Origin of the sequence: Pseudomonas sp. Mn2068 (genome assembly GCF_049319725.1) — a bacterium.
GTDB lineage: Bacteria > Pseudomonadota > Gammaproteobacteria > Pseudomonadales > Pseudomonadaceae > Aquipseudomonas > Aquipseudomonas gingeri.
On the sequence record NZ_JBMOUG010000015.1, the window covers coordinates 58,961 to 70,861 of the forward strand.

Annotated in this window: 14 protein-coding genes; all 14 read left to right on the forward strand. The window is 60.3% G+C overall.

Going from position 1 to position 11,901, the window contains the following annotated elements:
• The first annotated feature begins 149 nt into the window (after positions 1-149).
• The gene (locus ACL9RJ_RS26600; protein ID WP_003193872.1) at positions 150-371 is read left to right on the forward strand and encodes an FmdB family zinc ribbon protein; all 222 of its coding nucleotides are present in this window, start codon (positions 150-152) and stop codon (positions 369-371) included.
• 94 nt (positions 372-465) lie between these two features.
• Positions 466-2,241 (forward strand): aspartate--tRNA ligase, encoded by a 1,776-nt coding sequence (aspS, locus tag ACL9RJ_RS26605; RefSeq protein WP_177088220.1) that lies wholly within the window; start codon positions 466-468, stop codon positions 2,239-2,241.
• Positions 2,242-2,374: 133 nt separating this feature from the next.
• Positions 2,375-3,121 carry a YebC/PmpR family DNA-binding transcriptional regulator gene (locus ACL9RJ_RS26610; RefSeq protein ID WP_017124287.1) on the forward strand — a complete coding sequence of 249 codons (747 nt, stop codon included), beginning with the start codon at positions 2,375-2,377 and terminating at the stop codon, positions 3,119-3,121.
• Between the two features lie 148 nt (positions 3,122-3,269).
• A complete protein-coding gene (gene ruvC / locus ACL9RJ_RS26615; protein ID WP_177088222.1) occupies positions 3,270-3,794 on the forward strand; it encodes a crossover junction endodeoxyribonuclease RuvC in 525 nt (174 codons plus the stop codon).
• Positions 3,795-3,908: 114 nt separating this feature from the next.
• Positions 3,909-4,523, forward strand: a complete 615-nt coding sequence (ruvA, locus tag ACL9RJ_RS26620) for a Holliday junction branch migration protein RuvA (protein WP_017124285.1) — start codon at positions 3,909-3,911, stop codon at positions 4,521-4,523.
• On the forward strand, positions 4,524-5,582 hold the full coding sequence (gene ruvB, locus ACL9RJ_RS26625; RefSeq protein ID WP_017124284.1) for a Holliday junction branch migration DNA helicase RuvB: 1,059 nt from the start codon (positions 4,524-4,526) through the stop codon (positions 5,580-5,582).
• A gap of 128 nt (positions 5,583-5,710) precedes the next feature.
• Complete coding sequence (ybgC, locus tag ACL9RJ_RS26630; RefSeq protein ID WP_017124283.1) at positions 5,711-6,178, forward strand: tol-pal system-associated acyl-CoA thioesterase; 468 nt, start codon at positions 5,711-5,713, stop codon at positions 6,176-6,178.
• Positions 6,168-6,863, forward strand: coding sequence for a protein TolQ (gene tolQ, locus ACL9RJ_RS26635; RefSeq protein ID WP_103033137.1), 696 nt, complete (start codon positions 6,168-6,170; stop codon positions 6,861-6,863). Before ybgC ends, tolQ begins: the two co-directional genes overlap by 11 nt.
• A gap of 14 nt (positions 6,864-6,877) precedes the next feature.
• Positions 6,878-7,330 (forward strand): protein TolR, encoded by a 453-nt coding sequence (tolR, locus tag ACL9RJ_RS26640; protein WP_017124282.1) that lies wholly within the window; start codon positions 6,878-6,880, stop codon positions 7,328-7,330.
• Positions 7,330-8,409: a cell envelope integrity protein TolA gene (tolA, locus tag ACL9RJ_RS26645; protein WP_017124281.1), complete on the forward strand. Its 1,080-nt coding sequence runs from the start codon at positions 7,330-7,332 to the stop codon at positions 8,407-8,409. The genes tolR and tolA overlap by 1 nt, the downstream gene beginning before the upstream one ends.
• A gap of 47 nt (positions 8,410-8,456) precedes the next feature.
• Positions 8,457-9,707, forward strand: a complete 1,251-nt coding sequence (gene tolB / locus ACL9RJ_RS26650; RefSeq protein ID WP_370590988.1) for a Tol-Pal system beta propeller repeat protein TolB — start codon at positions 8,457-8,459, stop codon at positions 9,705-9,707.
• A gap of 52 nt (positions 9,708-9,759) precedes the next feature.
• Positions 9,760-10,257: a peptidoglycan-associated lipoprotein Pal gene (gene pal / locus ACL9RJ_RS26655; RefSeq protein WP_083875268.1), complete on the forward strand. Its 498-nt coding sequence runs from the start codon at positions 9,760-9,762 to the stop codon at positions 10,255-10,257.
• 6 nt (positions 10,258-10,263) lie between these two features.
• Positions 10,264-11,088, forward strand: a complete 825-nt coding sequence (gene ybgF, locus ACL9RJ_RS26660) for a tol-pal system protein YbgF (protein ID WP_178991267.1) — start codon at positions 10,264-10,266, stop codon at positions 11,086-11,088.
• Positions 11,089-11,253: 165 nt separating this feature from the next.
• Complete coding sequence (gene queE / locus ACL9RJ_RS26665) at positions 11,254-11,901, forward strand: 7-carboxy-7-deazaguanine synthase QueE (RefSeq protein WP_212809999.1); 648 nt, start codon at positions 11,254-11,256, stop codon at positions 11,899-11,901.

Consider the following 11,901-nt stretch of genomic DNA (forward strand, 5'->3'; position numbering starts at 1 on the left):
TGTCGGCGGTCGCTGGATACGCTGAGCGGGATGGCCGGTCATACGGCTGCAAAGCCTCGATTTAACAGATATAATCCCGCTCTTTGCTGCATGGCCCGACTCTGGGCTCGGGCAGCAGTGATGTCGTTATCTGATTGTCGAGACGCCCCATGCCCATGTACGACTACCAATGCGCTTCCTGTGGTCATCAGTTGGAAGCCATTCAGAAAATCAGCGCCGCCCCTCTGGTCGATTGCCCTGCCTGCCAGGCGCCAGAATTGAAAAAGATGCTTTCGATGCCCGGCTTCCGCCTCAGCGGCAGCGGTTGGTACGAAACCGATTTCAAGACCGGTGCCAAGAAAAACCTGGCCGGTGGCGACAAAGCCGACTGAAAATGAGTCACACGAGCGGGCTCTTGCGCGCTACAGGCACTACAGTACGCAAGACCTCCACCGAATTCGAATTACGAGAAGTGAAACCACGACCATGATGCGCAGCCATTATTGCGGCCAACTGAACGAGAGCCTGGAAGGCCAGGAAGTCACCCTTTGCGGATGGGTCCACCGTCGTCGCGACCATGGCGGGGTGATTTTCCTCGATATCCGTGACCGCGAAGGTCTGGCCCAGGTGGTCTTCGATCCGGATCGCGCCGACACCTTTGCCGCCGCCGATCGCGTGCGCAGTGAATACGTGGTGAAGATCACCGGCAAGGTGCGCCTGCGTCCGGCCGGTGCCGGCAACGCCAACATGGCTTCCGGTGCAATCGAAGTGCTGGGCTACGAGCTGGAAGTGCTGAACGAAGCGGAAACCCCGCCGTTCCCGCTCAACGAGTACTCCGATGTCGGCGAGGAAACCCGCCTGCGCTATCGCTTTATCGACCTGCGTCGCCCGGAAATGGCCGAGAAGCTGCGCCTGCGTTCGCGCATGACCACCAGCATTCGTCGTTACCTGGACGAAAACGGATTCCTCGACGTCGAGACGCCGATCCTGACCCGTGCGACTCCGGAAGGCGCCCGCGACTACCTGGTACCGAGTCGTACCCACCCCGGCAGTTTCTTCGCCCTGCCACAGTCGCCACAGCTGTTCAAGCAACTGCTGATGGTGGCCGGTTTCGACCGTTACTACCAGATCGCCAAGTGCTTCCGCGACGAAGACCTGCGTGCCGACCGCCAGCCGGAATTCACCCAGATCGACATCGAGACCAGTTTCCTCGATGAAAAAGACATCATGGGGCTGACCGAAGGCATGATCCGCAACCTGTTCAAGGAAGTGCTGGATCTGGAATTCGGCGAATTCCCGCACATGACCTGGGACGAGGCCATGCGTCGCTACGGCTCCGACAAGCCGGACCTGCGTATCCCGCTGGAACTGGTGGACGTTGCCGACCAGCTCAAGGATGTCGAATTCAAGGTGTTCAGCGGTCCGGCCAACGACCCGAAATGCCGTGTGGCAGCCTTGCGCGTGCCGGGTGCGGCGAGCATGCCGCGCAGCAAGATCGACGACTACACCAAGTTCGTCGGCATCTACGGTGCCAAGGGCCTGGCGTACATCAAGGTCAACGAGCGCGCCAAGGGCGTGGAAGGCCTGCAATCGCCGATCGTCAAGAACATCCCCGAGGCCAACCTCAACGTGATCCTCGATCGCGTCGGTGCGGTCGATGGCGATATCGTGTTCTTCGGTGCCGACAAGTCCAAGATCGTCAGCGAGGCCCTGGGCGCGCTGCGGATCAAGGTCGGTCATGACCTCGAGTTGCTGACCAGCCAGTGGGCGCCGATGTGGGTCGTCGACTTCCCGATGTTCGAAGAGAACGAAGACGGCAGCTTCACCGCCCTGCATCACCCGTTCACCGCGCCGAAGTGCTCGCCGGAAGAGTTGGAGGCCAACCCGGCCACCGCGCTGTCCCGCGCCTACGACATGGTCCTGAACGGCACCGAGCTGGGTGGCGGTTCGATCCGTATCCATCGCAAGGAAATGCAACAGGCGGTATTCCGCCTGCTGGGTATCAGCGAAGCGGAACAGGAAGAGAAGTTCGGCTTCCTGCTCGATGCACTGAAGTACGGTGCTCCACCCCACGGTGGCCTGGCCTTCGGTCTCGACCGCCTGGTGATGCTGATGACCGGTGCCCAGTCGATCCGCGAAGTGATCGCCTTCCCGAAAACCCAGAGCGCGGCCTGTGTCATGACCCAGGCACCGGGCCTGGTGGACGCCAAGGCACTGCGCGAGCTGCATATCCGCCTGCGCGAAACACCCAAGGCCGAGTAACCCGGTCCTGGCGGGCGCATCCTCGGATGCGCCCTTTCTTTTATACAGGTCGAAAATTCTGTTTGCCGGCCGGCGCCGACTGCGTGGCGGGCAATGTTTCAAGGCAATCTTTCAAAGAGCACCGGAGCGAGTTATGGCGGGTCATTCCAAGTGGGCGAACATCAAGCACCGCAAAGAACGTCAGGATGCCAAGAAGGGCAAGATCTTCACCAAGTGGATTCGCGAGCTGACCGTTGCTGCCCGCCAGGGTGGTGCTGAGCCGGGCTCCAACCCACGTCTGCGCCTGGCCCTGGACAAGGCCCTGGGCGCGAACATGAGTCGTGACATCATCGATCGTGCCGTCGCCCGTGGTGCCGGTGCCGCCGACACCGACGACATGGTCGAGCTGAGCTATGAAGGCTATGGTCCGGGCGGTGTGGCGGTCATGGTCGAATGCATGACCGATAACCGCAACCGCACCGCCGCCGCCGTGCGTCATGCTTTCAGCAAGTGTGGCGGCAACCTCGGCACCGATGGCTCCGTGGCCTATCTGTTCGAACGCAAGGGGCAGATCTCCTTTGCCCCGGGCGTCGACGAGGATGCCCTGATGGAAGCCGCGATGGAGGCCGATGCCGATGACGTGGTGACCAACGAAGACGGCTCCATTGATGTCTTCACCTCGTTTGCCGGCTTCTACGCGGTGCGCAACGCCCTGGAGGCGGCCGGGTTCAAGGCTGGTGACGCGGAAATCGTCATGCTGCCGACCACCAGTGCCGAACTCGATCTCGAGGGCGCGGAAAAGGTCCTGAAGATGATCGATATGCTCGAAGACCTGGATGACGTGCAAAACGTGTATTCCAACGCGGAGATTCCCGAGGCCGTGCTGGAACAGCTCGGCTGAGCGACACATGCCCCTGCGTGGCAGGGGCATTCTCCGGTTGCCGCGGGGAGGGGCGGGTGTCCTCTGGGCAGCACTCTATCGACCTGCATGCATATACAGTAGATACTGCGCGTCATTGGCAGGCTTTCTCGATCAAACCGCAGGCGTTATGACTCTTATTCTTGGTATCGACCCGGGTTCGCGGATTACCGGTTACGGTGTGGTCCGCGACACCGGGCGTGGCTGTGTCTATGTGGCCTCGGGCTGCATCCGCACCGGCAGCGGCGAGCTGCACGAGCGCTTGCAGGTGGTCTACCGCAGCGTGCGCGAGGTGATCCAGACCTATGGCCCGGTGACCATGGGCATCGAAAAGGTGTTCATGGCGAAGAACGCCGATTCGGCGCTCAAGCTCGGCCAGGCGCGCGGCGCGGCGATTGTCGCCGGTGCCGAGGAGAACCTGGAGATTGCCGAGTACACGGCGACCCAGGTCAAGCAGGCGGTGGCCGGTACGGGCGGCGCCAACAAGGAACAGGTGATGATGATGGTGATGCACCTGCTCAAATTGACCAGCAAGCCACAGGTTGACGCCTCGGACGCCCTGGCGATCGCCTTGTGCCATGCGCACACGCGTTCGAGCCTGTTGCCCCATGGATTGGGGGCGGCACGGACCCGTGGCGGTCGCCTGCGTCTCTGATAGCATCATCAGCTTAAACAATTTTGCTTGCCGATAGAGTGTCTTGCCGGATGATGGCAGGTCTATCGTTCTGTTCATCAGCCCCCGGCCTGGCCGGAAACAAGGATCTGATACGTGATTGGACGCTTGCGCGGCACCCTGGCTGAAAAACAGCCACCGCACCTTATCCTGGATGTGAATGGCCTCGGCTATGAGCTGGAGGTCCCGATGACCACGCTCTATCGCCTGCCGTCGGTCGGCGAACCGCTGACGCTGCACACCCATTTGGTCGTGCGTGAGGATGCCCAGTTACTCTATGGCTTTGTCGGCAAGCGTGAGCGCGACTTCTTTCGCGAGCTGATCCGCCTCAATGGTGTCGGGCCCAAGCTGGCACTGGCGTTGATGTCCAGCCTGGAGGTCGATGAGCTGGTGCGCTGTGTGTCGGCCCAGGACACCTCGGCGTTGGTGAAGGTGCCGGGGGTGGGCAAGAAGACCGCCGAGCGCCTGCTGGTCGAGCTCAAGGACCGCTTCAAGGCCTGGGAGACCGTGCCGAGCATGTTTGCCCTGGTACCGAACCAACCGGACGGTGCGCCGCCGGTGCCGGTCGCCAGCGCCGAGACCGATGCGGTCAGCGCGCTGATTTCCCTGGGCTACAAGCCACAGGAAGCCAGCAAGGCCGTGTCTGCCATCAAAGAGAAAGGCTTGAGCAGCGAAGATATGATTCGTCGCGCCCTGAAGGGAATGATTTAAGTGATTGAAGCCGATCGTTTGATAGCCGCTTCCAGCGGGCGTGACCGCGAGGAGGTCCAGGACCGGGCGATTCGTCCGTTGAGCCTGGCCGAGTACATCGGTCAGCCCACGGTCAAGGAGCAGATGGAGCTGTTTATCCAGGCCGCCCGCGGTCGTAACGAATCCCTCGACCACACCCTGATCTTCGGGCCGCCGGGGTTGGGCAAGACCACCCTGGCCAATATCATTGCCCAGGAAATGGGCGTGTCGATCAAGAGCACTTCCGGACCGGTGCTCGAACGGGCGGGGGACCTGGCGGCGCTGCTGACCAACCTCGAGCCCCATGATGTGCTGTTCATCGACGAAATCCACCGCCTGTCGCCTATCGTCGAGGAGGTGTTGTATCCGGCCATGGAAGACTTCCAGCTCGACATCATGATCGGCGAGGGCCCGGCCGCGCGCTCGATCAAGCTGGATCTGCCGCCGTTCACCCTGGTCGGCGCGACCACCCGTGCGGGGATGTTGACCAACCCGTTGCGTGACCGCTTCGGTATCGTGCAGCGTCTTGAGTTCTATAGCACCGCGGATCTGGCGACCATCGTCAGTCGTTCGGCGGGGATCCTCGGGTTGCCGCTGGATCCCGACGGTGCCTTCGAGATCGCCCGGCGTGCCCGCGGTACGCCGCGGATTGCCAACCGGCTGCTGCGGCGGGTCCGTGATTTCGCCGAGGTGCGGGCCAAGGGGCATATCACCAAGGCGGTCGCGGACCTGGCGTTGAACCTGCTGGATGTCGACGAACACGGTTTCGATCATCAGGATCGGCGCCTGTTGCTGACCATGATCGAGAAGTTCGACGGTGGCCCGGTGGGCGTGGACAGCCTGGCGGCGGCGATCAGCGAGGAGCGGCACACGATCGAGGATGTGCTGGAGCCCTACCTGATCCAGCAGGGCTACATCATGCGCACCCCCCGTGGTCGCGTGGTCACCCGGCATGCGTACCTGCACTTCGGTTTGAACATTCCCTCGCGCCTGGGTGAAATGCCCGTGGCAGACGAGTTTCTGGATGCGCTGGATGAGTAAAGACGGGACAGGGGCTGATTTATTCGGTGTTTGCGTTGTCCGAAGGGCACGTGTCACGAATCTTCATGCAAAAGTATGAAAAACAGTTGCCTGGCCGGATTGGCAACCTGAGGAGTAAGCACTAGAGTATGCGCGCGCAAAACGGGGTTCAGTCGTTCGCACATCGCTGTCGCGTTTATTACGAGGACACCGATGCCGGCGGCATCGTGTATTACGTTAATTACCTTAAGTTCATGGAGCGGGCTCGAACCGAGCGGCTGAGGGAACTGGGCTTTGCCCAATCCGAGCTGGTGGGGGAGAACCTGTTGTTCGTCGTGCATTCCAGCGAAGCGCGTTACCACGTGCCGGCGCGACTGGACGACGAGCTGTTGATCAGCGCGGATGTCATTGAATTGAACCGTGCGAGCCTGCGTTTCAAGCAGCAGGTTCGGCGGGCAACGGATTTAACGCTGCTCTGCGAAGGGCAGTTTCTGGTGGCGTGTGTACGCGCCGACAGTTTGAAACCCCGGGCCATTCCAGAAGCCTTGCGGTCGGCCTTTGCCGACTCAAGCGGCGCGGGTACTCACTTAGAGCAGGAGATAAAGCGTGGAAGCTAACGTCGTCGACCATTCCTCCATGTGGAGCTTGGTCAGCAATGCCAGCATCGTGGTGCAATTGGTCATGCTGATCCTGGTGGCTGCCTCAGTCACCTCGTGGATCATGATTTTCCAGCGTAGCAACCTGCTGCGCGCCGGTCGTCGCGCCCTGGAGAGCTTCGAGGAGCGCTTCTGGTCGGGTATCGACCTGTCCAAGCTGTACCGTCAGGCCGGCAGCAACCCGGATCCGGATTCGGGTGTCGAGCAGATCTTCCGCGCCGGCTTCAAGGAGTTCTCCCGCCTGCGCCAGCAACCGGGTGTCGATCCGGAAGCGGTCATGGAAGGTGTGTCCCGTGCCATGCGCGTCGCCATTTCCCGTGAAGAAGAAAAGCTCGAGCAGAGCCTGCCGTTCCTCGCGACCGTGGGTTCCGTCAGCCCGTATATCGGCCTGTTCGGCACCGTCTGGGGGATCATGAACTCCTTCCGTGGCCTGGCGACTGCCCAGCAGGCGACCCTCGCCACCGTGGCTCCGGGTATCTCCGAGGCCCTGGTGGCCACGGCGATCGGCCTGTTCGCGGCGATCCCGGCGGTTATCGCCTACAACCGCTTCGCCGCCCGCGGTGAAACGCTGATCAGCCGTTACTACACCTTCGCCGACGAGTTCCAGGCGATCCTGCACCGTAAAGTGCACACCAGCGAAGAGTGAGCAGGTAAATCCCCATGGCCCGAGTTCGCCACAAACGCAAGCCGGTTGCCGAGATGAACGTGGTGCCATACATCGACGTGATGTTGGTATTGCTGGTTATCTTCATGGTTACCGCACCGATGCTCAACCAGGGTGTGAAAGTCGATCTGCCCAAGGTTTCCAGCGAAGCCTTGCCGCAGGACAACAACACCCAGGTCCTGACCATTTCGATCAAGGCTGACAAGACCTACTACTGGAACCTTGGCAGTGAAGTCGACACCGAAAAGCAGCAGGACAAGGCCATGACCTTGCCGCAGATGACCGACGCCGTGACCAAGATCATTCGCGCCGGCAACGAAGGCGGCAAGCATACCCAGGTCTTCATTCGTGGCGACAAGACCGTTGACTACGGCGCCGTCATGGGTGCCATGGGCGGTCTGCAGAAAGCTGGGGTCGGTAATGTTGGCTTGATTACCGAGGCGCCCTGATGCACCAACAGCGAGAGCCGTCCGCCTCGGAAAGCTACTTCTGGCCCAGCGTCTGGGCGATAGGTCTGCACGTCCTGATTTTTGGCATGCTGTTCGCCAGCTTCGCCATGACTCCGGAACTGCCGCCGGCCAAGCCGATCGTCCAGGCGACCCTGTACCAGCTGAAATCGAAAAGTCAGGCAACCACCCAGACCAATCAGAAGATTGCGGGTGAGGCGAAGAAATCCGCCGCGCGCCAGACCGAAGTCGAGCAGATGGAACAGAAGAAGGTCGAGCAGGAAGCGATAAAGGCAGCGGAACAAAAGAAAGAAGAGGCGGCTCAAAAGGCCGAAGAAGCGAAAAAGGCTGACGAAGCCAAGAAAGCGGATGAGGCGAAGAAGGCTGACGAAGCCAAGAAAGCCGACGACGCGAAGAAGGCTGCCGAAGCGAAAAAGGCTGAAGAGAAACAATTGGCTGATATAGCCAAGAAGAAAGCCGAAGAAGAAGCCAAGCAGGCCGCTGAAGAAGAGGCCAAGAAAAAGGCCGCTGACGAAGCGAAGAAAAAGATAGTCGAAGACGCGAAGAAGAAAGCCGCGGAAGACGCCAAGAAGAAAGCTGAAGCTGAAGAGGCGAAGAAGAAAGTCGCCGAAGACGCGAAGAAGAAAGCAGCAGCCGATGCGGCGAAGAAAAAGTCGCAGGACGCCGCGCGTAAATCCGCCGAAGAGAAGAAGGCGCAAGCCCTGGCCGATTTGCTTTCCGATACGCCGCAGCGTCAGCAGGCCCTGGCGGATGAGCAGGGCGATGAAACCGCGGGCAGTTTCGACGATCTGATTCGCTCCCGTGCCGCGGAAGGTTGGGCTCGTCCGCCTTCGGCACGTAAAGGGATGACGGTGGTGCTGCAGATCGGCATGTTGCCGGACGGTACCGTGACTACGGTCTCGGTGGCCAAGTCCAGTGGTGACGGTCCGTTTGACGCATCGGCGGTAGCGGCGGTCAAGAATATTGGTCGTTTGACAGAAATGCAGGGAATGAAACCGAGCGACTTCGCTCCTTATCGTTCATTCAAGATGACATTCACACCTGAGGATCTAGCCTTGTGAGAAACCTTCTTCGAGGAATGCTTGTCGTGATCTGCTGCCTGGCAGGGATGGCGGTAGCAGATGAAAAGAACATTCTGGTCACCAGTGGCAGTGACCGGGCCACGCCGATCGCGGTGGTTCCGTTCGGTTGGCAGGGCGGCAGCGTCCTGCCGGACGACATGGCCCAGATTATCGGCGACGACCTGCGTAACTCCGGTTACTACTCGCCGATCCCGAAGCAGAACATGATCAGCCTGCCGACCCAGGCCAGCGAAGTCATCTACCGTGACTGGAAGGCCCTGGGCGCCCAGTACATCATGGTCGGCAGCATTGTTCCTGCGGGCGGTCGCCTGCAGGTGCAGTACGCGCTGTTCAACGTCGCCACCGAGCAGCAAGTGCTGACCGGCAGCGTGTCGGGCACGGCCGAGCAACTGCGGGACATGTCGCACTACATCGCCGACCAGTCGTTCGAAAAACTCACCGGCATCAAGGGTGCGTTCTCCACCCGCATGCTGTACGTGACGGCCGAACGCTTCTCGGTGAACAACACCCGCTACACCCTGCAGCGTTCTGACTACGACGGAGCGCGTGCGGTGACCCTGCTGCAATCGCGCGAGCCGATCCTTTCGCCGCGTTTTGCGCCGGACGGCAAGCGTATCGCCTATGTCTCGTTCGAGCAGAAGCGTCCGCGGATCTTCGTCCAGCACATCGACACCGGTCGTCGTGAGCAGATCACCAACTTCGAAGGCCTGAACGGTGCGCCAGCCTGGTCGCCGGATGGCACGCGCCTGGCGTTCGTGCTGTCCAAGGACGGTAACCCGGATATCTACGTGATGAACCTGGCCTCGCGTCAGATCAGTCGCGTGACCAGCGGTCCCGGCATCAACACCGAGCCGTTCTGGGGCAAGGATGGCTCGACCATCTACTTCACCTCCGACCGCGGCGGCAAGCCACAGATCTACAAGACCAACGTCAATGGCGGTGGTGCCGAGCGTGTGACCTTCATCGGTAACTACAACGCCAACCCGAAACTGTCGGCCGATGAAAAAACGCTGGTGATGATCCATCGTCAGGATGGCTTCACCAATTTCCGCGTGGCGGCTCAGGATTTGCAGCGCGGTAGCGTAAAAATCCTTACAGACACCAACCTTGATGAGTCAGCTACTGTCGCGCCCAACGGCACCATGGTAATCTACGCCACCGCCCAGCAGGGCCGGGGAGTCTTGATGCTCGTGTCCATCAACGGACGCGTAAGGCTCCCGCTTCCTACCGCACAAGGCGAAGTCAGAGAACCTTCCTGGTCCCCTTACCTGAACTGACGCGGCGCTATACGTTTTACTTAACACACTGGGGTTCATTAGGAGTTTCACGATGGAAATGCTGAAGTTTGGTAAATTTGCTGCGCTGGCTCTGGCCATGGCTGTAGCTGTAGGTTGCTCGTCCAAAGGCGGCGACAACGCCGGTCAAGGCGCTGTTGATCCAAACGCTGGTTACGGCGCTAACACTGGTGCTGTTGATGGCTCCCTGAGCGAAGAAGCTGCTCTGCGCGCAATCACCACCTTCTACTTCGAATACGACAGCTCGGACCTGAAGCCAGAAGCCATGCGCGCTCTGGACGTTCACGCCAAGGACCTGAAAGCCAACGGCGCTCGCGTCGTTCTGGAAGGCAACACCGACGAACGTGGTACTCGTGAGTACAACATGGCACTGGGCGAGCGTCGTGCGAAAGCCGTTCAGCGCTACCTGGTACTGCAAGGTGTTTCCCCAGCTCAGCTGGAACTGGTTTCCTACGGTAAAGAGCGTCCAGTTGCTACTGGCCACGACGAACAGTCCTGGGCTCAAAACCGTCGCGTCGAACTGCGTAAGTAATTCGTCATGCGAACGTGCCGTCGTGCTGTAACTGTATTGGCTCTCAGCCTCATGCCGCTTGCGGTGTGGGCTGCGGTTCCTGTGGTCGATGACAACTCCGGCTATAACAATGGCGGTGGGAGTTATCCTCCAGCGGGTTACGGTACGAACGGCGCCTATGCCGGGGGAGGGGTTTCGGCCCCTGTCTCGGCACAGGGCGAACTGTTCAACCAATTGCAACGCATGCAGGAACAACTTGCGCAGCAACAGGGCGTAATCGAAGTTCTGCAAAATGATGTAGCGCGCATGAAGCAGGAAAACCTGGAGCGATACCAGGATCTTGACCGGCGCATAGGCAGTGGCGGCGCTCCGGCGGCTGCGGCTCCTGATAATTCTTCCAGCGGTGGCGATGTCAATGCCGCCGCCGGTGCTGCACCTGCTGCTCAGGCCCCTGCGGCCAGCAGCGAACCAGGCGATCCAGCGAAGGAAAAGCTGTACTACGACGCCGCCTTCGACCTGATCAAGGCCAAGGATTTCGACAAGGCCAGCCAGGCGTTCAGCGCTTTCCTGCGCAAATACCCGAACAGCCAGTACGCGGGCAACGCGCAATACTGGCTGGGTGAAGTGAACCTGGCCAAGGGTGACCTGCAAGGTGCCGGCCAGGCGTTTGCCAAGGTCAGCCAGTTGTATCCCAAGCATGCCAAGGTGCCTGACTCGCTGTACAAGCTGGCTGACGTAGAGCGTCGCCTGGGTCATACCGACAAGGTCAAGGGCATTCTGCAGCAGGTGGTTTCCCAGTATCCGGGGACATCGGCTGCCCAGCTGGCTCAACGGGACCTGCAGCGCATGTGATGTGCTGAAGGCTCGAATCAAGAAACCCGCGCTTGTCGCGGGTTTTTTCGTTAGAATTGATGCCCTTTTTTATGAAACACGCTGCTCTGGACTATGCGATCGCAGGTTCATTGCGGTGCCTGACGGAGGCGGACAGCCTGTTTAGCTGTTACGCCCGTGGCGGATATGCAAGACACATTGAGAATTACCGAAGTTTTTTACTCATTACAGGGTGAAACGCGGACTGCTGGGCTGCCCACGGTATTCGTGCGCCTGACGGGCTGCCCCCTGCGCTGCCAGTACTGCGACAGCGCCTACGCTTTCAGCGGCGGCACGTTGATGTCGCTGGACAGCATCCTCGACCAGGTTGCTGGCTACCGGCCACGCTATGTCTGCGTGACAGGCGGTGAGCCGCTGGCCCAGCCCAACGCCATTCCCCTGCTCAAGCGGCTCTGTGACGCCGGCTATGAGGTTTCCCTGGAAACCAGTGGCTCGCTGGATATCTCGACGGTGGATACGCGCGTCAGCCGCGTGGTCGACCTGAAGACACCGGGCTCCAGGGAGGCGCATCGCAACCGCTACGAGAATATCGAGTTGCTGACCGCCAATGATCAGGTCAAGTTCGTCATCTGTTCCCGTGAAGACTACGACTGGTCGGTGTCCAAGCTGATCCAGTACGGTCTGGAGAAGCGGGCCGGCGAAGTGTTGTTCTCGCCGAGCCATCACGATTTGCCGGCGCGTGAACTGGCGGACTGGATCGTGGCGGACAATCTTCCCGTGCGCTTGCAGATGCAGTTGCACAAATATCTTTGGAATGATGAACCGGGACGTTGA

Excerpts from the sequence above, each read along its gene's own strand:
- ACL9RJ_RS26600 (WP_003193872.1), top strand. The coding sequence starts at position 150 with ATGCCCATGTACGACTACCAATGCGCTTCCTGTGGTCATCAGTTGGAA.
- aspS (WP_177088220.1), top strand. The coding sequence starts at position 466 with ATGATGCGCAGCCATTATTGCGGCCAACTGAACGAGAGCCTGGAAGGC.
- ACL9RJ_RS26610 (WP_017124287.1), top strand. The coding sequence starts at position 2,375 with ATGGCGGGTCATTCCAAGTGGGCGAACATCAAGCACCGCAAAGAACGT.
- ruvC (WP_177088222.1), top strand. The coding sequence starts at position 3,270 with ATGACTCTTATTCTTGGTATCGACCCGGGTTCGCGGATTACCGGTTAC.
- ybgC (WP_017124283.1), top strand. The coding sequence starts at position 5,711 with ATGCGCGCGCAAAACGGGGTTCAGTCGTTCGCACATCGCTGTCGCGTT.
- tolR (WP_017124282.1), top strand. The coding sequence starts at position 6,878 with ATGGCCCGAGTTCGCCACAAACGCAAGCCGGTTGCCGAGATGAACGTG.
- tolA (WP_017124281.1), top strand. The coding sequence starts at position 7,330 with ATGCACCAACAGCGAGAGCCGTCCGCCTCGGAAAGCTACTTCTGGCCC.
- tolB (WP_370590988.1), top strand. The coding sequence starts at position 8,457 with ATGGCGGTAGCAGATGAAAAGAACATTCTGGTCACCAGTGGCAGTGAC.
- pal (WP_083875268.1), top strand. The coding sequence starts at position 9,760 with ATGGAAATGCTGAAGTTTGGTAAATTTGCTGCGCTGGCTCTGGCCATG.
- ybgF (WP_178991267.1), top strand. The coding sequence starts at position 10,264 with ATGCGAACGTGCCGTCGTGCTGTAACTGTATTGGCTCTCAGCCTCATG.
- queE (WP_212809999.1), top strand. The coding sequence starts at position 11,254 with ATGCAAGACACATTGAGAATTACCGAAGTTTTTTACTCATTACAGGGT.